Source organism: Pseudomonas lalkuanensis (assembly GCF_008807375.1).
Classification (GTDB): domain Bacteria; phylum Pseudomonadota; class Gammaproteobacteria; order Pseudomonadales; family Pseudomonadaceae; genus Metapseudomonas; species Metapseudomonas lalkuanensis.
Genome location: NZ_CP043311.1, coordinates 3,873,209 through 3,893,867, shown reverse-complemented (window position 1 = coordinate 3,893,867; position 20,659 = coordinate 3,873,209). Strand labels below are relative to the sequence as shown.

The window sequence follows — 20,659 nt, the reverse complement described above, 5'->3', positions numbered from 1 at the left end:
GTATGGCCAAAGGAGCGCGAGGCGCTCCTTGTCGAGTCCGGCTCGGCGCCGCACTGGGCGCCGATTCGTCAAGCGGGTCAGACACGGGCTGCAGTGACGGCAGCCGAACCCCAGGTGGTGCGCCAGCGCTGCTTTACCCCATAGAGGCCGAACCAGGCCACCACGCCCAGGCTGGCGAACAGCCACAGGCCGAGCTGGTAGTCGCCGGTGTACTGCTTGATGGCACCCAGGCCAGCGGTCAGGCAGAAGCCGCCGATGCCGCCGGCCATGCCGATCAGGCCGGTCATTACGCCGATTTCCTTGTGGAAGCGCTGGGGTACCAGCTGGAACACCGCGCCGTTTCCGGCACCAAGGCTCAGCATGGCGACCACGAACAGGCCCAGGGCGACTGCGGAACTGGCGATGTGGAAGCCCACCGCGGCGATGCACACCGAGGCGACCGTATAGACCACCAGGAGGGTGCGAATGCCTCCGATGCGGTCGGCGAAGGCGCCACCCAACGGACGCATCAGGCTGCCGGCGAAGACGCAGGCGGCGGTGTAGTAGCCGGCGGTCACCGGGGCCAGGCCGTACTGGTCGTGGAAGTAGCCGGGCAGGGTGCTGGCCAGGCCGAGGAAGCCGCCGAAGGTCACGCTGTAGAACAGCATGAACCACCAGCTGTCACGGTCGCCCAGGGCTTTCAGGTAATCGCCGAGGGCCTTGGGTGCCGGGCGGTTGGGAGCGTTGCGCGCCGCCAGGAAGAAGATCGCCAGGGTCAGCACCAGCGGGATCAGCGCCAGGCCGAAGACATTGTTCCAGCCGTACAGTGAAGCCAGGCCGGGAGCGAAGAGGGCCGCCAGCACGGTGCCGGAGTTGCCTGCACCGGCGATGCCCATGGCCTTGCCCTGATGCTGCGGCGGATACCACTGGGATGCCAGCGGCAGCGCCACGGCGAATGATGCACCGGCGAAACCGAGGAACAGGCCGAGGAGCAGCGCCTGCTCATAGGTGCGGATGCCGACCTGCCAGGCGACGAAGAGCGCGGCGATCACCACGACCTGGCCGATGAGGCCCGCAGTCTTGGGCGAGGTACGGTCCGCGAGCATGCCCATCAGGAAGCGCAACACGGCGCCGGCCAGGATGGGGGTGGCGACCATCATGGCGCGCTGCTGGGTGCTGAGTTGCAGGTCGCTGGCGATCTGCACCCCGAGCGGGCCGAGGACGTACCACACCATGAAACTCAGGTCGAAATAGAGGAAGGCGGAGAACAGGGTGGGCGTGTGGCCGGCTTTCCAGAAACTCGTTGTCATCGAACACCTCATCTGCAGTTAGGGGCCGGGAGGTGCTCGCGCCATGATCGTGGGCACGGCGGTCGCACCTCCCGGTAAAACGTCGCGCTTGTGGCGCGTCGTCCTGCGGCCGCAGCCGCAGCGGGATTGAGTGAGCTGCAAGCGAACGTCCGGATCCCGGCCCGTCCACCGCCCCATCACTGGGGCCGGAACGAAAAAGGCGCCGCACCACTGCCCGCATTTCTGCGTAGTGACGCGACGCCTTTGTCGTGTAGTAGGGCAACCGCCGTTGGCTACCTCTGACTGTCCCAGAGCAAGAGCCGGGCCAATCTCCGGAAGTGCCGATTCAGAGCGGTTTCTGCGAGGGGTTCGATTTTTCTGTCTGAATCAAAACGGGGCGAGTGGGTTCTGTTTGCACCGAGTTGAAGCCGTACTGGCTCAGTCCAGCCAGTTCACTCCGGGGAAGGTCTGGCGAAAGTCCTCTGGCATGGGGACTACGCGGGACGCGTGGTAGTTGAAGAAGACGAAGCCGGATTTGGCCATGGCCACCAGCTTGCCGTCGGCCGGGCGGGTGATGCGGAAGGTGATGTCGCCGCCGTACCGGTTGAAGTCCATGACGCCCACTTCGAACAGCAACTGGTCGCGGGCGTGGGCCTCGGCGCGGTAGGTGGTGGCCAGATCGGTGACGATGATCCCGGTGCCGTCCTCGGCCGTCTCGCTGATGCCGAATTCGAACAGGAAGCGCGCCCGCGCTTCGGAAATCATCGAGATCATCGAGTCGTTGCCCAGGTGGTTGGCCCCGTTGATGTCGGTGACCCGCACGGTCAGGTGCGTGGAATAGCAGTACTGGTCTTCGGGGAAATTCAGCGTCAAGCGGGCCATCGGAACCTCGGGCGTGGAATCGGCAAGGCGCCGATTCTACGCCCGTGGCCGCGGATGGCCTGGCATTCGTAGGCTGAATTTCAGCGGTGCAGGCTGTTCAGCCAGTAGAAGGTGACACGGCCACCCTCATTCTCGGCACCGTAGTTGTCCTGGATGTAGGCGCCGGCCTTGAAGTAGAGCTGCTGTTTGCCCCAGTAGCCGCTGAGCTCGCGGTAGAGGTTGCCGTCGTCGCCATCGCTGGTGATGACGATACCCAGCCTGCCGCTGGGGGTGATGCGCAGGTCGTAGCCGAATCGCTCGCCGAGGTCGACGTTCTCCGCCAGCAGGATGTTCTCCACTTCCGTATCGCCGGGGCGCTTGCGCAACAGCGCTTCGATGCGGCCGTTGCCGCGCAGGTAGTGGTACTGAATCTTCAGCAGTGGGTCGTTCTGGCTCCCGGCTTCGTCCTTGCTGTGAATCTGGCCGATGACGATCTTGCCCTGACTCGGTACCTGCTCCACCGAGAGCACCGCGCTGAGGTAGTTGTCGGCGCTGGCGTGGTACCAGTAGCTGAGGGTTCCGTCGGTCTGGGTCTCCCGCAATTCGGTGCGGGGATAGCTGGCATCTTCTGTACGAGCACCATTCACTGGAACCCAGAAGCTGATGCTGCCATCGGAGTTGCGACTGAAGTACTGACTTTCATAGCCGTTGTTGAGACGGCCGGTTTCGATGAGGGTATTGGAGGTGGTGGCTGGGACCGTCAGGTTCCAGGTGCTGAGGTCGATCACTGTATGTCCTTACTGCTGGAATTCTTGGAGGCAGCAGTTCGTGCATGCAGGAGGGGAAAAAGTTCCGGGTCGTAGCAGAGAAATATTGGGACTCTTGTCCCTGTTTGGCTGGAGGAACCGGTCAGGCAGCTGCAGGGGATAATGCGGTTATATAAGTGTTCTTATATTTGGTGAAGTTACTTGTTTGTACTTGAATGGGAACTTCAGTTTGAAACTGGGCATCCCTGCCCAGCTATCTCTTACCAGGAGGCGAGTGCGGGATTCACTCGAGTAGGAGTGAGATTTTCAGCTCTGTTGCTTGCCCACTTCACCAGCAGCGTCATCGCGACGAAGCCAAGGCAGATGAACAGCGGGTAAGCGAACATGATTTCGCCAAGGGAGTATTTCCAGCTGAGCGGACGAGCGATGCCCAGCATGGCTCCGTAGAACCAGGAAACTCCGGAGACGACGCCCGAGAACACCGCGAGGGTGCGGGCATTGGTTTCCATTCTGACCAGCGAGCCAGCTTTTTTGATGGCGGGCAGTACAGCGCTGTGAAGGAGGAAACCGTTAACGGTCAACAGTGTCACGACCAGGATCTTGGCCTGGAGCTTGGGGTTGAGGAAGTACACCGCGCCTTTGACAGAGTAATCCATCAGGATAATACCTATCCCTGTAACCCAGAGTGCCGCGAGTGCAAGCAGTACAGTTTTCTTCAGAGTATCAAGATGGGTTTTGTCGCTATGGGCAGCGTCGTCTTCGCCGGAGATCATTTGCTTGATCATGGCGATGTCGCTGGTCAGGACCAGGCCGATAGCCACGCAGCAAGCGATCAGGTGGGCATAGACGACACCCATGCGCATTAATTCCATGGTTGCTTCCTGTTTGAACAGGGAAGTAATTAGGTGATACAGCTCCATGGTTGACCTCTTGTTTTACAAAGTAAGTTGGTGTGCTGATGCAGGAATGGCACCGATGTGTGTTTTATGTATTTACTCGTTGGTCTCTTTGGACCTTGAGTGATGGTCAGGTTGAACTAACAGATCTAGTTATTTTCATGTCTTCATAAGCACTCCTCCTATTTTGAGGCAAAGAAACCACCTGCACGTAAACTCGTGCATTTGGAATCACTCCGGACTCAAGGGGAATTAGATAGACATGCGCGCCGGTGACCAGCCATGGTTCGAGAAGTGGCGCGATGAACTTTGGCTTTCATCAGAGTCATCCTCCCCCGACTTTGTTCAAAAAATGATCGTAAAGCCGACGGGCGGTAGTGACTGGAGGGGCATTGCAAGCGCTTGAAAAGGCGAGGGAACCTTGCCAGGCGGGCGTTTCGGGGAAGTTCAGTGGGAAGCGCGCCCCCTGTGACCTGGGGGCGCGATCCGGCGTTACGCCTTGCCGGTTTTCCGGGGCTTGGACGCTGCCGGCGACCCGAGAAGCCCGTCAGCGCGGAACATGCCCTTGATACCGCGAACGGCCTGGCGGATACGATCCTGGTTCTCGATCAGGGCGAAGCGCACGTGGTCGTCGCCGTAGTCGCCAAAGCCCAGCCCGGGCGATACGCAGACCTTGGCTTCGGCCAGGAGTTTCTTGGAGAACTCCAGGGAACCCATGGCGGCGTAGGGCTCGGGGATCTTGGCCCAGACGTACATCGAAGCCTTGGGGTTCTCCACCATCCAGCCAATCTCATGCAGCCCCTTCACCAGCACGTTGCGGCGCTGGCGGTACTGCTCGGCGATGTCGAGAACGCACTGCTGGTCACCTTCCAGGGCGGCAATCGCGGCTACCTGCAGCGGGGTGAAGGTGCCGTAGTCGTGGTAGCTCTTGATCCGCGCCAGGGCGCTGACCAGTTCCGGGTTGCCGACCATGAAGCCGATCCGCCAGCCCGCCATGTTGTAGCTCTTGGACAGGGTGAAGAACTCCACCGCAATGTCCTTGGCGCCGGGAACCTGCATGATGGAGGGTGCCTTCCAGCCGTCGTAGACGATGTCGGCGTAGGCCAGGTCGTGGACCACCAGGACCTCGTACTGCTTGGCCAGGGCAACCACGCGCTCGAAGAAGTCCAGTTCCACGCACTGGGCGGTGGGGTTGGACGGGAAGCCGATGATCATCATCTTCGGCTTCGGAATGCTTTCGCGAATGGCCCGTTCCAGCTCGGCGAAGAAGTCCACGCCTGGCACGAGCGGAACCGAGCGTACCTGGGCGCCGGCGATCACCGCACCGTAGATGTGGATCGGGTAGCTCGGATTGGGCACGAGCACGGTGTCGCCGTGGTCCAGGGTGGCGAGCATCAGGTGTGCCAGGCCTTCCTTGGAACCGATGGTGACGATGGCTTCGGTTTCAGGATCGATCTCCACGTCGTAACGGTCCTTGTACCAGCGCGAGATGGCTCGGCGCAGGCGTGGAATACCGCGGGAAGTGGAGTATCCGTGGGTGTCTTCACGCTGGGCGACCTGCACGAGCTTTTCCACGATGTGCGGCGGGGTGGCGCCGTCGGGGTTGCCCATGGAGAGGTCGATGATGTCCTCGCCGCGACGGCGTGCTGCCATCTTGAGTTCGGCGGTGATGTTGAAGACGTAGGGGGGGAGACGATCGATGCGCGCAAAGCGGCGCGGTGAACGCTGTTCAGCCATGCTTTCCTCGGATACGTAAGCGCCCGGAACCGTCCGAGCGACGTCGGCCACTGCGGTGGCCTGGCGGCGAAGATAAGGGCTTGGCGGGCCGTTTGTCGAGGGAAGTTTTTCCGCGTTACCGGCGCCTCTCCGTCAGTGGGAGAGGCGCCAGCCAGAGGGGCTTCAGCGGGAACCGCTCTTCAAGCGAGCGAGCAGGTCGGCCAGGCGCTCGATATCGGCGTCGGTGGTGCGCCAGGAGGAGACACTGAGTCGGAACGCCGGTCGGCCTTGCCACAGGGTGGGGCCGAACCAGACCTCGCCGGATGCCTGGGCTGCGGTGCGGATGGCCACTGTTTCCTCGTCGCAGTCGGCCCGCACCAGGACCTGGTTGAGGACTACGCGGTTGATTACCTGGTACCCGGCCGCGCGTAGGCGCCCGGCGAGGTGATCGGCCTGACGCAGGTGGCGGTCGATCATGCCGACCAGGCCGTCGCGACCGAGGGCGGCCAGTGCGGCCCAGATTGGAATGCCACGGGCGCGGCGGGAGAATTCCAGGGTCAGGTTCTTCTGCGCATCCCGCAAGGCAGTGGCATAGGCGGCATCGCTGTTCATCGCCGTGGCCAGGGCGTCGGCATCGCGACAGATGGCCATGGCGCCGTCGTAGGGAGTGTTCAGCCATTTGTGGCCGTCGCAGGTCCAGCTGTCGGCCTGCTCGACCCCGGAGGCTAGCTGCGCCCGGGACGAAGCGCGGACCCAGAGGCCGAAGGCGCCGTCGACATGGACCCAGGAGCCGGCCGCCCTTGCGCGGGGAATCAGTTCGGCGAAGGGGTCGAATTCTCCCGTGTTGACCTCACCCGCCTGCAGGCAGAGTACCGTCATGTCGTCCAGCGGCGGCAGGCGCGCTGGGTCGATGCGGCCGTGTTCGTCGACGGGCGCGATCAGCAGGCGGTTCATGCCGAAGCCGAGGATGCGCAGCGCCTTCTTTACCGTGATGTGCACGCTGGCGGAAACCACCACGCGCACTTCGGGCGCGCCCATCAGGCCGTCGCCGTCGAAGTCCCAACCCTTGCGTGCCAGCAGCGTGCGGCGTGCCGCGGACAGGCAGGCGAGGCTGCAGGCGGTGGCGCTGGTGCCGAAGCCCACGGCGCTGTCGACAGGCAGTCCAAGGCTTTCCAGTACCCAGCGTGCGGCCACCTTTTCGATGCGATCGGCGGCGGGGGAATTGTCGAAGGAGGACGCGCACTGGTCCCAGGCCAGTGCCAGGCGTTCGGCGGCTGCCGCGGCTGGCAGGGTGGCCCCGATCACGAAGCCGAAGTAGCGCCCGCCGTTGGAGGCGGTAGTGGCGGGGGAACCGAGCTCGTCGAGCTGGCGCAGCACCTCATCGGCCGGCCGTCCCCGTTCGGGGAGCGGGCCGTCGAGTGCGTCCAGGGCCTGGATGGCCTCCGGGGCGGGGAATACACGGCGCTGCGGTATCCCGGCGACGTAGGCGAGGGCGCGGCGGTCGGCGTCTTCGAGGAGTTGGCGTTCGTGGTCCATGGCGATCTCGTTGGCAGAAGGCGGTGCTTCCTACCATAGCGGGACCGCGCGCGGGCCAGCAGATACACCCGGGATCACTGCTGCCCGTACAGATGCCCAGCGCGTACCGAAACGAGTGCAACAGTGGTGCCGACCGGCGGTACAGTTCAGCCTCAGGGGCCGAGCATGTCGTGCATTGCGATGATCTGCTCAGCTACCTGGATCAGCTTCTGCTGGCGGCTCATCGCCTGGCGGCGCATCAGGGTGTAGGCCTCTTCTTCGCCACAGTGCTTCATCTTCATCAGCAGTCCCTTGGCCAGTTCGATGCGCTTGCGTTCGGCCAGTTGCTGGTCGCGGGCGTTGAGCTGGGCGCGAAGGGCCTGGTCGGCCTCGAAGCGAGCCATGGCGACATCGAGAATCGGCTGCAGGCGGTCGGTCTGGATGCCTTCGACAATGTAGGCGCTGACACCTGCCTGGATGGCCTGGCGCATGACCTTGGGGTCGTGCTCGTCAGTGAACATTACGATGGGGCGGGGCTGGTCGCGGCTGACCAGTACGACCTGCTCCATCACATCGCGGCCAGGGGATTCGGTATCAATCAGCACCACATCCGGGCGGATGGCTTCGACGCGGGCTGGCAGGTCGATGGTCAGCCCGGATTCGTCGATGACTTCGAAGCCGGCTTCCACCAGGGCGGTCTTGAGGCGCCCGACTTTCTTTGCGGTGTCGTTGATCAGCAGGATGCGCAACATGGCGACGGTCTTCCCCAACGGCTACAGGGCGATGGCGCGGGCGTGGCCGGCCAGGGAATGGATCGGGAAGCTACGGGCGTAGGCGGCGGGGTCGCTGCCGTCCCAGACGCGGCCGTCGATCAAGGTGGCGCTGCGCATCAGGTCGGGGACCGGGATGTCGAGCGCTTCCGCGGCGGCGCGGTAGATGTCCAGCCGTTGCACGCGCCGGGCGATGGCCAGGTAATCCGGGTCGTCCCGCAGCAGGCCCCAGCGACGGAACTGGGTCATGAACCAGATGCCGTCGGAGAGGAAGGGCATGTTCACCTGGCCGCCGTCGAAGAAGCGCAGCGGGTGCTGGTCCTCCCAGGCATTGCCGAGGCCGTCCTGGTAGTGCCCGAGGAAGCGTGGCTCCACGGCCGATAGCGGCACGTCCACGTAATCGCTGCCGCTGATGAGCCGGGCCGTGCTGTGGCGGTTCTCCTCGCTGGCATCGATGAAGCGGCTGGCTTCCAGGACGGCCATGGTCAGTGCGCGGGCGGTGTTGGGGTATTGCTCGGCGAATTCGCGCGTGACGGCCATGACCTTTTCCGGGTGATCGGGCCAGATCATCTGGCTGGTGGCCAGGGTGAAGCCCTGGCCCTGGTCGACCGCCAGCGCACCCCAGGGGCCGCCGGCGCAGAAACCGTCGATACGTGCCGCCTTGAGGTGGGCGACCATTTGCGAGGGTGGGACCACGACTGTATCCACGTCCCGCAGTGGGTGGATGCCCTGGGCCGCCAGCCAGTAGTTCAGCCACATGGCGTGGGTGCCGGTGGGGAAGGTCTGGGCGAAGGTCAGGCGCGCACCGCCATGGTGCACATGATTGGCCAGCGCCTCGGAACTGGTCACGCCGATGCGCTTGAGTGGTTCGGAGAGGTTGATGGCCTGGCCGTTCTGGCAGAGCCCCATGAGGATGGCCATCTCCGCGTCGGGGCCACCGATGCCCAGTTCGATGCCATAGACCTGCCCATAGAGCGCCTGCGCGGCATCCAGTTCACCAGAGAGCAGTTTGTCGCGCAGGGTGGCCCAGGACGACTGGCGCTGCAGGTCCAGGGTCAGGCCGTATGGCTGCGCGAAGCCCTGGGTGGCGGCGACTATCAGCGAGGCCGAGTCGGTCAGGGGCATGAAGCCCAGGTTGAGCACGCACTTCTCCGGTGCGTCGCTGCCGGCGACCCAGGCCAGGTTGTCCGGGCGCGTGGTGTTCTGCTTGTCCGTCATGTCGATTGCCACCTATCAGCAAAATGGCGTCGATCCGGTGTGACCGGAATCGACGCCATTGTCATCAGCCCGCTCCGTCGTTGCAGCGGGCCTCGTTGTCGCTGCTGAAGCAAGCGATATGCCAGTGACAAAAAAAGAGATCCCCGCGATGGCGGGGAAGATTTGGAGGTCGGAGCTACCTTAACGCTCGATGATCTGCTTCACCTGGTTTTGCGGAATCTGCTGGGTCCGGCCTTCATGGTCCTCGAATTCGAGCATGCCGGTGTCTCTGTCCAGTTCGGGTTTTTCGTCGGTGGCGATGAGCTGGCCGTCGGTCGTGGCGATCAGGTACTCGCTGGAGCAGCCTGCCAGGCCAAGGGTGCATATGAGGATCAGGAACCAGATTTTCATGGAGGCCTCCCCCCGTCGTGGGGTTCATATCTGCAACATAGCTGCTGGGAGGGCGCCTGCAAGTCGGTCCGATGGGAATGCGGAAAGGCCTGTGATGCAGATTGCAGAAAAGAAAAAGCCCCGCACGAGGCGGGGCTTTCTCATCACCGGTCTACCGATGGGGCCTTAGGCTTGGACCACCGGGATCTTGGCGTTTGCAGCGGCTTCCTTGTACTCGGCGATCTGGTCGAAGGACAGGTAGCGATAGATATCGGCAGCCATGCTGTCGATGTTCTTCGCGTATTCCATGTACTCCTCGACGGTCGGCAGTTTGCCCAGGATGGAGGCAACGGCCGCCAGTTCGGCGGAGGCCAGGTAGACGTTGGTGGCGTCGCCCAGGCGGTTCGGGAAGTTACGGGTGGAGGTGGAGACCACGGTGGCACCGGTCTGCACGCGGGCCTGGTTGCCCATGCACAGGGAGCAACCCGGCATTTCCATGCGGGCGCCGGCCTTGCCATAGATGCCGTAGTAGCCTTCCTCGGTCAGCTGGTGCTGGTCCATCTTGGTCGGCGGAGCCAGCCACAGACGGGTCGGGATACCGCCCTTGACCTTGTCCAGCAGCTTACCGGCAGCGCGGAAGTGACCGATGTTGGTCATGCAGGAACCGATGAACACTTCGTCGATCTTGTCGCCGGCCACGGTGGACAGCAGGCGGGCATCGTCCGGGTCGTTCGGTGCGCAGAGCACGGGCTCTTTGACGTCGGCCAGGTCGATCTCGATAACGGCAGCGTATTCGGCGTCCTTGTCGGCTTCCAGCAGTTGCGGGTTGGCCAGCCAGGCTTCCATCGCCTTCGCGCGGCGCTCCAGGGTACGGGCGTCGCCGTAGCCTTCACCGATCATCCAGCGCAGCAGGGTGATGTTGGACTTCAGGTATTCGGCAATGGCTTCTTCCGGCAGCTTGATGGTGCAACCAGCAGCGGAACGCTCGGCCGAGGCGTCGGACAGCTCGAAGGCTTGCTCGACGGTCAGGTCGTTCAGACCTTCGATCTCGAGGATGCGGCCGGAGAAGATGTTCTTCTTGCCTTTCTTCTCGACGGTCAGCAGGCCGGCCTGGATGGCGTAGTAGGGGATGGCATGCACCAGGTCACGCAGGGTGATACCGGGCTGCATCTTGCCCTTGAAACGCACCAGAACGGATTCCGGCATGTCCAGCGGCATTACGCCAGTGGCGGCGGCGAAGGCTACCAGGCCGGAACCGGCCGGGAAGGAAATGCCGATCGGGAAGCGAGTGTGGGAGTCGCCACCGGTGCCGACGGTGTCAGGCAGCAGCATGCGGTTCAGCCAGCTGTGGATGATGCCGTCGCCCGGACGCAGGGACACGCCGCCACGGGTCTTGATGAAGTCCGGCAGGGTGTGGTGGGTGTTGACGTCGATGGGCTTCGGATAGGCGGCGGTGTGGCAGAAGGACTGCATCACCAGGTCGGCGGAGAAGCCGAGGCAGGCGAGGTCTTTCAGCTCGTCGCGGGTCATCGGGCCAGTGGTGTCCTGGGAACCGACGGTGGTCATCTTCGGCTCGCAGTAGGTGCCCGGACGGACGCCTTTGCCTTCTGCCAGGCCGCAGGCACGGCCAACCATCTTCTGCGCCAGGGTGAAGCCCTTGCCGCTGTCAGCCGGGGATTCCGGCTTCTTGAACAGGTCGGAAGCGCCCAGGCCCAGCTCGGCACGGGCCTTCTCGGTCAGGCCGCGGCCGATGATCAGCGGGATACGGCCGCCGGCACGGACTTCGTCCAGCAGGACCGGGGTCTTCAGTTCGAAAGTGGTGACCACTTCGCCGCTGTCGTGGCGAACGACCTTGCCTTCATAGGGGTACACGTCGATGACGTCGCCCATGGCCAGGTTGGTGCAGTCGAATTCGATCGGCAGGGCGCCGGCGTCTTCCATGGTGTTGTAGAAGATCGGGGCGATCTTGGTGCCGAAGCAGAAGCCGCCGCCGCGCTTGTTCGGTACGAACGGAATGTCGTCGCCGAAGAACCACAGCACGGAGTTGGTAGCGGATTTACGGGAGGAACCGGTACCGACCACGTCACCGACGTAGGCAACCGGGAAGCCCTTGGCTTTAACAGCTTCGATCTGATTCAGCGGGCCAACGGAGCCCGGCTGGATCGGCTCGATGCCATCGCGAGCCATTTTCAGCATGGCCAGGGCGTGCAGCGGGATGTCCGGGCGGGACCAGGCGTCCGGAGCGGGGGACAGGTCGTCGGTGTTGGTTTCGCCGGGCACCTTGAACACGGTCAGGGTGATTTTTTCGGCGACGGCCGGCTTGTTGACGAACCACTCGCCTTCGGCCCAGGACTTCAGCACGGCTTGGGCGGAAGCGTTGCCTTTCTTGGCGCGCTCGGCGACGTCGTGGAAGGCGTCGAACATCAGCAGGGTGTGCTTCAGTTGCTCGGCAGCGACGGTGGCCAGTTCGGCATCGTCCAGCAGCTCGACCAGGGTGGCGATGTTGTAGCCGCCCTGCATGGTGCCCAGCAGTTCGGTGGCGCGAGCCTTGTCGATCAGCGGGGAAGTGGCTTCGCCCTTGGCGATGGCGGAGAGGAAACCTGCTTTGACGTAGGCGGCTTCATCGACACCCGGCGGAACACGATTGGTGATCAGGTCGAGGAGGAAAGCCTCTTCGCCGGCCGGGGGATTCTTCAGCAGTTCAACCAGGCCTGCAGTTTGTTCGGCGTTCAGCGGCTGGGGGACGACCCCTTGGGCGGCACGCTCTTCTACGTGTTTGCGATAGGCTTCAAGCACAGTTTTACCCTCATCAGTGGCCCTGGAATCGTCCAGGGCGCTCATCCAGGAATCCGCCGAACGCATGCGCCGCACAGCTTTTTGGGCTGTCTGGCCAAGGTTTCGGCGGCCTCCATCGAGAAGCTGTTTTCAAAGTTTTACGCCGGAAGGAAGGCCTGATGAGGGCTGGCGGCGGGCATCCCGGGCGGGATGACCGGCGCCATTATTTCCTGCCGGATGAACTGTGCTCGTGACGCTTTGAAAACAGCTTCCAACGGATATCGGCGCCTTAAATGGCGCGCCGATTCTAAAGGAAAGGCTCGACAAAGTTAAGACGAAATCCCTATTTCCCTGAGGGTGACCCTGACTGGACAAAGGGCTAAGATGGCCGGCCCGTTTCACCTGCCGAATCCGCTTCCGCCATGTCCAACCAGCGCATCAAGACGCCTTGCGTCGGCCTCTGTTCCACTGTCTACGGGGACCACGTGTGCCGCGGCTGCAAGCGCTTCCACCATGAGGTGGTGAACTGGAACCTCTACAACGAGGAGGAGAAGCGTGCGGTGTGGCGGCGCCTGGAAATCCTTCTGGTGCAGGTGATGGCGGCCAAGCTGGAAGTGTTCGACCCGCAGCGTCTGCGCCAGCAGCTCGAACAGCGGCAGGTGCGATTCGTGCCCGAACAGTCCCACTATTGCTGGGCTTACCAGTTGATCGCGCGGGGCTCGCGCATGATCCATCGCCTGGATGCCTACGGTATTGCGCTGCTTCCCGAGTTCCGCGGCTGGGCACTGCCGGATCTGCGGGAGGCCATTGATCGGGAATTCTTCCTGTTGTCCGAAGCCCATTACGAACGCTATATCGCGCCGCGCTTCTTGCGTGAGGGTGTCGAGAGTCGGGTCTGATCGCATGAAAAAAGCCGCCATCAGGCGGCTTTCTTCATCACGGCGCGATCAGCGCTGGGCGACCAGTTCCTCGAGGTGGGCGATGATTGCCTCGGGCTTGAGCACCAGGACATCGCTTTCCAGCGTGTCCAGCACCACTTCAGCGGTATTGCCGATCAACGCGCCGGACAGGCCGGAGCGCGCCACGGTGCCGATCACGGTGACCGCTGCTTCCAGTTTGTGGGCGACAAAGGGGATCAGCACGTCGGCCGGACCTTCTTCGATATGCAGCCTTTCGTCGCTTACGTCGTACTCGGCCTGGAAGGCGCGGCATTCGTCGCGATAGCGGGCCTCGATGGTTTCCTTGAGCTGGAAGGTCGGATCCGCCGCCGAGAGCATGGGCGATGGGTGGGCGCTGATCACGTGGAGAGTACCGTGGGCGAGACTGGCGATGTCGTAGCCGTGGCTGACGATGGTGGCGTGCAGGGTGCGGTGCTCTCCGTCGCTATTGCCCACGTCCACGGCAGCGAGGATGTTGCCGCCGCTCCACGGCTTGTCGGTCTTGACCATCAGGACCGGCCCCGGGCAGTAACGCAGGAGCTTCCAGTCATCAGGGGTGAGGATCGCCTTTTTGAGCGGGTTGTCCGGCACGTGCTGCTTGATCACCAGGCCACAGCCCTCGGCTTGCTGGGCGGCGATGATGGTCTGGTGCAGATTTTCCAGCCACGCCTCCTGGGTAGTCACGCTGTACCCTTCAGCCTTGAGCGAATCGGCCAGGTCGCTGAGGTAATCGGCATGATTGCCCTTGCGGTCGCAAATCAGAAGGTGCAGATGCGACTGGGTCACCCCGGCGATCAGTTTTGCCCTTTTCAGGGCAAGACCTTCCGGCCGGTCCGGCTCCAATACCACCAGAATGCTGCGAATGGCTTGCATGGTCCTCGTCTCCCTGTCGATAGCTTATAGCCAAAACAAATGTAGTCCCGATTCAGCTTTGGTGTTCTTGATATATATCAAGTGGCTCGGGCTGGTCGTCGCGTCCTGCATTCGTATAATGCTCCGCCTTCGGGAGCCCGGCCAGCGTGGCACCCAGCATGATGAGAGCCGCTTGTGAACCTGCCTGAAATCCATGACTTTCTTGGCTGCCGTACCCCCGATGCCTGGGTGGCGGCCGCGCTGGCCGATCAGGAAACCCTGCTGATCGACCACAAGAACAACGAGTTCAAGGCAGCCTCCACGGCGATGGCGCTGATGGCCAAGTACGCCACCCACCTGGACCTGATCAACTTCATGTCGCGTCTGGCCCGCGAGGAACTCGTGCACCACGAGCAGGTGCTGCGCATCATGAAGCGTCGCAAGATCGACCTGAAGCCCGTTTCAGCCTCCCGGTACGCATCGGGCCTGCGCAAGCTGGTGCGCAACCACGAACCGCAGAAGCTGGTGGACACGCTAGTGGTGGGGGCCTTCATCGAGGCTCGCTCCTGCGAGCGTTTCGAGGCACTGGTGCCGCATCTGGATGAGGAGCTGGGCAAGTTCTATGGCGGCCTGTTGAAGAGCGAGTCTCGTCATTACCAGGGTTACCTGAAGCTTGCGTACCAGTTCGGTGAGGCGCGGGACGTGGATCGCACCATCGAGAAGGTGAGGGTGGCCGAGCGGGAGTTGATCGAGTCACCGGACGAGGAATTCCGCTTCCATAGCGGTGTGCCGGCCTCAGCAAGATGAGAAAAGCGCCCCGCGGGGCGCTTTTTCGTCTGTGGCCTATTCCTTCACTTTCATATCCAGGGCCAGGTCTCTCGCCGCCTTTGTGGCGAGGACGCCCATCAGTTGGCCGATTTCGTCCTGGCGGCTGCTGGCGGCGCTTTGCCCGCCGGCCATCATCACGCTGGGGACTGGCGCCTTGGCTGCCGCTTCAGCCCATACCTTGTTGATGGCGATCAGGGCATCGAGCTTGGGTTGCAGTGCGCCGTCGGCCTTGATTACCGCTTCGCGGGCGTAGGCGTCGGCGTCTGCGGTGATCTTGGTGGCGTCTGCAGTGATCGAGGCCTTGTCACGCAGCAGCTCGGCAGTTTGCTTTTCGATCTCGGCGCGGCCTTTCTCGCGTTCGGCGTTGATGATCGCCAGCTGCTTCTCGGTTTCCGCCTGGGTGGTGCGTTCGATCTGATCGCGCAGGGTCTCCTGGCGACGAGCTTCCACTTCTTTTTCGCCGCGGGCGGTCACCAGCAGTTTCTCTTCTTCTTCCTTCAGGCGGTTCTGCCTGGCCACCGCCAACTCGGCCAGGGCTTGCTGGACCTTGACCATGCGTTGTTTGTATTGCGGATTGGGGTCGACGTTGGTGATACGCGCCTCGACCACCTCGACGCCGTACTTGCGGAATTGCTGTTGCTTGCGGACCGCAATGCCCTTGGCGTCTACCACCTTCTCGGTGACGAACTGGCTGGCACTGTTGTCGCCGAAGCTGCCTTGCTCGGTGCCGGCCTGGAGAATGGCAGTCTGATGGGGGAGAGCACCGCGCGGGCCACGGACTTCCTTGCGTTTGATCAGGTAGAGACCGTCGTTGAGCTGGTTCTCGAACTCGGCGGCGAACTCGCTGCGTGCGCCAGCGTAGAAATCGTCGGCACTCATCAGTGAAGCGGTGGCCTGCAAGGTTTCCTTGATGGCCGGAACCAGCGCCGTTCCGATGAAGTTCTCGGGGTTGCGATATTCCTGGGCGATCCTGAGGAACTGGTCGCCGCCGGGCAGGCGGAAGCGAGCGGAAGATTCCACCTTGGCATCGACGTTGCCGAGGAACACGATCGGGAAGGCTTCGATGGTGGCGCCGAGTGAATCGTTGTCGCTGTCGCTGTTCCTGCTCTTTTCCAGTGCCTCGGTCAGCACCGACTGTACGCTGAGTGCTTTCTTCCAGGGGGTCGCGCGGCCGAACCATTTGGTGGCATAGCCGACATCTTCCACCACCTTCTCTTCACCGAATATGGTCCGTACGTGAGTGGCGAAACCTGCTTCGTTGTAGAAGAAAATGCCGTTGAACAGGGCAAAGCCAATGACGGCGAGAAGAGCGGGGCCGCCCAGGTATTTGATGAGTTGTGCCTTGGTGAATGGCATGGTCGCTCCGTGACAATGAATCGGGAGCGGCGATGCTGATGGCCGGCTGCCACCTCGTCAAGGGGAGGAGTGCCGGCCTGGGGAGGGCGTCTCGTAGGAAGTTTCAGATGAGGTCGAACGAGTGTTGCAGAAAACCGTTCTCATCTACCTGAAGGGCCCAGCCGCGTCGATCCCAATCGCCGAGAACGATGCGGCGGGCGGGTTGGCCGTCCAGCTGCAGTTCGTGTGTCGCGGGGCGGTGCGTGTGGCCATGGATTAGCGTCCGGACACCATGCTGGCGAAGGATGCGCGGGATCTCTTCCGGGGTGACGTCAGTAATTTCCGCCGCCTTCTGCGGGGTTTGCATCCGGCTTTCCTTGCGTAGCTTGCGCGCCAGTTTGTACCGGGTGGTCAGTGGCAGGTTACGCAGAATGAACAGGCTCGCCGGGTTGCGCAGCCACTTGCGTAGGCGCATGTAGGCCTCGTCCTGGGTGCAGAGGCTGTCTCCGTGCATCAGGAGTACCGGCTCGCCGTTCATCCGTACCAGGCTGGGGTCGGCCAGCAGGCTGCAGCCGGCCTCGCGGCAGAAGGCCTTGCCGATCATGAAGTCGCGGTTACCGTGCATCAGGAAAATGCGTGTGCCGCCATCGGACAGCTTGCGCAGCGCCTGAGCGATGGAATGCTGGAAGGGGGTCATGGCGTCGTCGCCGATCCAGGCTTCGAAGAAGTCGCCGAGGATGTAGAGGGCTTCGGCTTGCGGTGCGCGGGTCTGCAGGAAATGAAGAAACGCCCGGGTGATGTCCGGGCGTTCCTCTTCAAGATGCAGATCGGAGATCAGCAATATCACTCGACGATCTCGGCCTTCTCGATGATCACGTCATCGACCGGGACGTCCTGGTGGCCGGCCTTCATGGTAGTGGCCACGGCCTTGATCTTGTTCACCACGTCCATACCTTCGACCACTTCGCCGAATACGGCGTAGCCCCAGCCCTGCACGGTCGGCGCGCTGTGGTTCAGGAAGGTGTTGTCGGCCACGTTGATGAAGAACTGCGCGGAGGCCGAGTGTGGTTCCATGGTGCGAGCCATGGCGATGGTGCCGACCTTGTTGGACAGGCCATTGTTGGCCTCGTTCTTGATCGGGGCGCGGGTGGACTTCTGCTTCATGCCCGGCTCGAAACCGCCGCCCTGGATCATGAAGTTGCCGATCACGCGGTGGAAGACGGTGCCGTCGTAGTGGCCGGACTTCACGTACTCCTTGAAGTTGGCCACGGTTTCCGGGGCTTTGTCTTCGAAGAGTTGCAGGGTGATGACGCCATGGTTGGTATGCAGCTTGATCATTGGGCTATTCGCTCTATCGAGAAATCCAAGGCCTGTCAGGGGATTGACAGCTTCGGCTATGATAAGCGCTTTGATTTGGCCGGCCTACCCTGAGCCGCGCACCAGCTAGATCTAAGGACCCCATGAGCAAGCCAGAGACTCCCGCCGCTTCCAACTTCCTGCGCCAGATCGTTCAGGCGGATCTGGACGCCGGCAAGCACACCAAGATCGTCACCCGCTTCCCGCCGGAGCCCAATGGTTACCTGCACATCGGCCATGCCAAGTCGATCTGCCTGAACTTCGGCCTGGCCAAGGAGTTCGGTGGTGACTGCCACCTGCGTTTCGACGACACGAACCCGGCCAAGGAAGACCAGGAGTACATCGACGCCATCGAGAGCGACGTGAAGTGGCTGGGGTTCCAGTGGGCCGGCGAAGTGCGCTACGCCTCCGGTTACTTCGATCAGTTGCATGACTGGGCGCTCGAGCTGATCAAGGCTGGCAAGGCGTTCGTTTGCGACCTGTCGCCGGAAGAAATGCGCGAGTACCGCGGCTCCCTCACCGAGCCGGGCAAGAACAGTCCCTTCCGTGACCGCTCCGTGGACGAGAACCTCGATCTGTTCGCCCGCATGAAGGCCGGTGAGTTCCCGGATGGCACCCGTTCCCTGCGTGCGAAGATCGACATGACTTCGCCGAACATGAATCTGCGCGATCCGATCCTCTATCGCATCCGCCATGCCCACCACCACCAGACCGGTGACAAGTGGTGCATCTACCCGAGCTATGACTTCACCCATGGCCAGTCGGACGCCATCGAGGGCATCACTCACTCCATCTGCACTCTGGAGTTCGAGGATCACCGCCCGCTTTACGAATGGTTCCTGGAAAACCTCCCGGTTCCGGCCCAGCCGCGCCAGTACGAGTTCTCGCGCCTTAACCTGAACTACACCATCACCAGCAAGCGCAAGCTCAAGCAACTGGTGGACGAGCGTCATGTGAGTGGCTGGGACGATCCGCGCATGTCGACCTTGTCCGGCTATCGCCGCCGCGGCTACACCCCCGAGTCCATCCGCAACTTCTGCGAGATGATCGGTGTGAACCGTGCCAGCGGCGTGGTGGATATCGGCATGCTGGAATTCAGCATTCGTGACCATCTGGACGCTAGCGCGCCCCGTGCCATGTGCGTGCTGCACCCGCTCAAGGTGGTGATCACCAACTATCCGGAAGGCCAGGTGGAAAACCTGGAGCTGCCGCGTCACCCGAAAGAAGACATGGGTATTCGCGTGCTGCCGTTCTCGCGAGAGCTGTACATCGATGCCACCGACTTCGAGGAAGTCCCGCCGGCCGGATTCAAGCGCCTGATCCCCGGTGGGGAAGTGCGCCTGCGTGGCAGCTACGTGATCCGCGCCGACGAGGCCATCAAGGATGCCGACGGCAATATCGTCGAACTGCGCTGCAGCTACGACCCGGACACCCTGGGCAAGAACCCCGAAGGCCGCAAGGTCAAGGGCGTGATCCACTGGGTGCCTGCCGAAGGCAGCGTGGAGTGCGAAGTTCGTCTGTACGATCGCCTGTTCCGTTCGGCGAACCCGGAGAAGTCGGAAGAGGGTGGTAGCTTCCTCGACAATATCAACCCGGACTCCCTGCAGGTGCTGACCGGTTGCCGCGCCGAGCCGTCGCTGGCCCAGGCCCGGCCGGAAGATCGCTTCCAGTTCGAGCGCGAAGGCTATTTCGTCGCCGATCTGAAGGACACCCAGCCTGGCAAGCCGGTGTTCAACCGTACCGTGACCCTGCGTGACTCCTGGGGCCAATGATGACGCTGTCGATCTACAACACCCTCAGCAAGACCAAGGAACCGCTGCAGCCGCTGGTCGGCAATCAGGTGCGCATGTATGTCTGTGGCATGACGGTCTATGACTTCTGCCACATCGGCCATGCCCGCGTGATGGTGGCCTTTGACGTTGTGGCGCGCTGGCTGCGTCATCGCGGCTACGACCTCACCTACGTGCGAAACATCACTGACATCGACGACAAGATCATCCGTCGCGCCAATGACAACGGAGAGCCGTTCGAGGAGCTGGTGGAGCGCATGATCGCGGCGATGCACGAGGACGAGGCGCGCCTCTCCGTGCTGCGTCCGGATATCGAGCCACGTGCCACTGGCCACATCGCCGGCATGCACGAGATGATCCAGACCCTGATTGACAAGGGATTTGCCTATGCCCCGGGCAATGGCGACGTCTACTACCGCGTCGGCAAGTTCGAAGGCTACGGCAAGCTGTCCCGCCGCAAGATCGACGAGCTGAAGATCGGTGCGCGCATCGAGGTGGACGAGATCAAGGAAGACCCGCTGGACTTCGTGCTCTGGAAAGGCGCCAAGCCGGGTGAGCCGAGCTGGGACTCGCCCTGGGGGCCGGGGCGTCCGGGCTGGCACATCGAGTGCTCGGTGATGTCCACCTGCTGCCTGGGTGAGACTTTCGATATCCATGGCGGTGGTCCGGACCTGGTGTTCCCGCACCACGAGAACGAGATCGCCCAGAGCGAGGCGGCTACCGGCAAGCTCTACGCCAGGTCCTGGATGCACGCCGGTGCTGTGCGTGTGGATGGGGAGAAGATGTCCAAGTCCCTTGGCAACTTCTTCACCATTCGCGAAGTGCTGGAGAAATACCACCCCGAGGTAGTGCGCTACCTGCTGGTGTCCAGTCACTACCGCAGCCCGATCAACTACTCGGAGGAGAGTCTGAAGGAAGCCAAGGGTGCCCTGGAGCGCTTTTATCACGCGCTTCGCGGTCTCCCTGATGCCGCCCCTGCGGGTGGCGAGGCCTTCGTCGAGCGCTTCGCGGCTGCTATGGACGATGACTTCAACAGTCCGGAAGCCTGCGCTGTGCTCTTCGAGATGGTGCGCGAAGTGAATCGCCTGCGTGACGGTGACCTTTCCGCTGCTGCTGCCCTGGCTGCGCAGCTCAAGGCACTGGCCGGCCTGCTCGGCGTATTGCAGCTGGAACCGGATGCCTTCCTGCGTGCTGGTGCCGAGGGCAAGGTGGACGCAGCTGAGGTTGAGGCGCTGATCCAGGCGCGCCTGCAGGCGCGTGCGGAAAAGAATTGGAGCGAGTCCGACCGTATCCGCGATCAGCTCACCGCAATGGGGGTGGTGCTGGAAGATGGGAAGGGCGGTACTACCTGGCGTCTTGCCGACTGAGTTTGCTCAGTCGGATTCGCTCAGTAAAAAGGCCGCTG

Annotated in this window: 18 protein-coding genes; 4 read left to right on the top strand and 14 right to left on the bottom strand. The window is 62.6% G+C overall.

From position 1 onward, the window contains the following. Positions 1 to 77 precede the first annotated feature (77 nt). From FXN65_RS18145 to acnB, 10 genes are all read right to left on the bottom strand, one after another. The gene (locus FXN65_RS18145) at positions 78 to 1,289 is read right to left on the bottom strand and encodes an MFS transporter (RefSeq protein WP_151134978.1); all 1,212 of its coding nucleotides are present in this window, start codon (positions 1,287 to 1,289) and stop codon (positions 78 to 80) included. A 417-nt stretch (positions 1,290 to 1,706) separates the two neighbouring features. Beyond that, entirely contained in the window at positions 1,707 to 2,150 is a 444-nt protein-coding gene (locus FXN65_RS18140) for a thioesterase family protein (protein WP_151134976.1), read from the bottom strand. Positions 2,151 to 2,230: 80 nt separating this feature from the next. Further along, on the bottom strand, positions 2,231 to 2,917 hold the full coding sequence (locus tag FXN65_RS18135) for a polysaccharide lyase family 7 protein (protein WP_151134974.1): 687 nt from the start codon (positions 2,915 to 2,917) through the stop codon (positions 2,231 to 2,233). A 239-nt stretch (positions 2,918 to 3,156) separates the two neighbouring features. Beyond that, positions 3,157 to 3,816, bottom strand: coding sequence for a hypothetical protein (locus FXN65_RS18130; RefSeq protein ID WP_151134972.1), 660 nt, complete (start codon positions 3,814 to 3,816; stop codon positions 3,157 to 3,159). 468 nt (positions 3,817 to 4,284) lie between these two features. Next, on the bottom strand, positions 4,285 to 5,529 hold the full coding sequence (gene alaC, locus FXN65_RS18125) for an alanine transaminase (protein ID WP_151134970.1): 1,245 nt from the start codon (positions 5,527 to 5,529) through the stop codon (positions 4,285 to 4,287). Positions 5,530 to 5,691: 162 nt separating this feature from the next. Continuing rightward, a complete protein-coding gene (locus FXN65_RS18120; RefSeq protein ID WP_151134968.1) occupies positions 5,692 to 7,044 on the bottom strand; it encodes a pyridoxal phosphate-dependent decarboxylase family protein in 1,353 nt (450 codons plus the stop codon). 152 nt (positions 7,045 to 7,196) lie between these two features. After that, positions 7,197 to 7,775 (bottom strand): ANTAR domain-containing response regulator, encoded by a 579-nt coding sequence (locus FXN65_RS18115; RefSeq protein ID WP_151134966.1) that lies wholly within the window; start codon positions 7,773 to 7,775, stop codon positions 7,197 to 7,199. 21 nt (positions 7,776 to 7,796) lie between these two features. Further along, entirely contained in the window at positions 7,797 to 9,011 is a 1,215-nt protein-coding gene (locus tag FXN65_RS18110) for a CmpA/NrtA family ABC transporter substrate-binding protein (protein ID WP_151134964.1), read from the bottom strand. Between the two features lie 180 nt (positions 9,012 to 9,191). Next, the gene (locus tag FXN65_RS18105) at positions 9,192 to 9,401 is read right to left on the bottom strand and encodes a YgdI/YgdR family lipoprotein (RefSeq protein ID WP_151134962.1); all 210 of its coding nucleotides are present in this window, start codon (positions 9,399 to 9,401) and stop codon (positions 9,192 to 9,194) included. 165 nt (positions 9,402 to 9,566) lie between these two features. Beyond that, positions 9,567 to 12,176 carry a bifunctional aconitate hydratase 2/2-methylisocitrate dehydratase gene (acnB, locus tag FXN65_RS18100; protein WP_151138864.1) on the bottom strand — a complete coding sequence of 870 codons (2,610 nt, stop codon included), beginning with the start codon at positions 12,174 to 12,176 and terminating at the stop codon, positions 9,567 to 9,569. Between the two features lie 401 nt (positions 12,177 to 12,577). Between acnB and FXN65_RS18095 the strand changes: the two genes are divergently transcribed. Beyond that, positions 12,578 to 13,054 (top strand): DUF1289 domain-containing protein, encoded by a 477-nt coding sequence (locus FXN65_RS18095; RefSeq protein ID WP_151134960.1) that lies wholly within the window; start codon positions 12,578 to 12,580, stop codon positions 13,052 to 13,054. 48 nt (positions 13,055 to 13,102) lie between these two features. Here FXN65_RS18095 and FXN65_RS18090 read toward each other — a convergent pair whose 3' ends face one another. Further along, positions 13,103 to 13,966, bottom strand: a complete 864-nt coding sequence (locus tag FXN65_RS18090) for a universal stress protein (protein WP_151134958.1) — start codon at positions 13,964 to 13,966, stop codon at positions 13,103 to 13,105. A gap of 174 nt (positions 13,967 to 14,140) precedes the next feature. Between FXN65_RS18090 and miaE the strand changes: the two genes are divergently transcribed. After that, entirely contained in the window at positions 14,141 to 14,752 is a 612-nt protein-coding gene (gene miaE, locus FXN65_RS18085) for a tRNA-(ms[2]io[6]A)-hydroxylase (RefSeq protein ID WP_151134956.1), read from the top strand. Between the two features lie 36 nt (positions 14,753 to 14,788). Here the strand turns inward: miaE and FXN65_RS18080 are convergent, their stop codons facing one another. The 3 genes from FXN65_RS18080 to FXN65_RS18070 all read right to left on the bottom strand — a co-directional run bounded on the left by FXN65_RS18080 (position 14,789) and on the right by FXN65_RS18070 (position 17,446). After that, the gene (locus FXN65_RS18080) at positions 14,789 to 16,129 is read right to left on the bottom strand and encodes an SPFH domain-containing protein (protein ID WP_151134954.1); all 1,341 of its coding nucleotides are present in this window, start codon (positions 16,127 to 16,129) and stop codon (positions 14,789 to 14,791) included. 103 nt (positions 16,130 to 16,232) lie between these two features. After that, on the bottom strand, positions 16,233 to 16,955 hold the full coding sequence (lpxH, locus tag FXN65_RS18075) for a UDP-2,3-diacylglucosamine diphosphatase (RefSeq protein ID WP_151134952.1): 723 nt from the start codon (positions 16,953 to 16,955) through the stop codon (positions 16,233 to 16,235). Next, positions 16,952 to 17,446 (bottom strand): peptidylprolyl isomerase, encoded by a 495-nt coding sequence (locus FXN65_RS18070; RefSeq protein WP_151134950.1) that lies wholly within the window; start codon positions 17,444 to 17,446, stop codon positions 16,952 to 16,954. Before FXN65_RS18070 ends, lpxH begins: the two co-directional genes overlap by 4 nt. Before the next feature lie 122 nt (positions 17,447 to 17,568). On the opposite strand from FXN65_RS18070, the gene FXN65_RS18065 reads away from it, so the two are divergent. After that, positions 17,569 to 19,236 (top strand): glutamine--tRNA ligase/YqeY domain fusion protein, encoded by a 1,668-nt coding sequence (locus FXN65_RS18065; RefSeq protein ID WP_151134948.1) that lies wholly within the window; start codon positions 17,569 to 17,571, stop codon positions 19,234 to 19,236. Further along, the gene (cysS, locus tag FXN65_RS18060; RefSeq protein WP_151134946.1) at positions 19,236 to 20,621 is read left to right on the top strand and encodes a cysteine--tRNA ligase; all 1,386 of its coding nucleotides are present in this window, start codon (positions 19,236 to 19,238) and stop codon (positions 20,619 to 20,621) included. The genes FXN65_RS18065 and cysS overlap by 1 nt, the downstream gene beginning before the upstream one ends. Positions 20,622 to 20,659 lie beyond the last annotated feature (38 nt).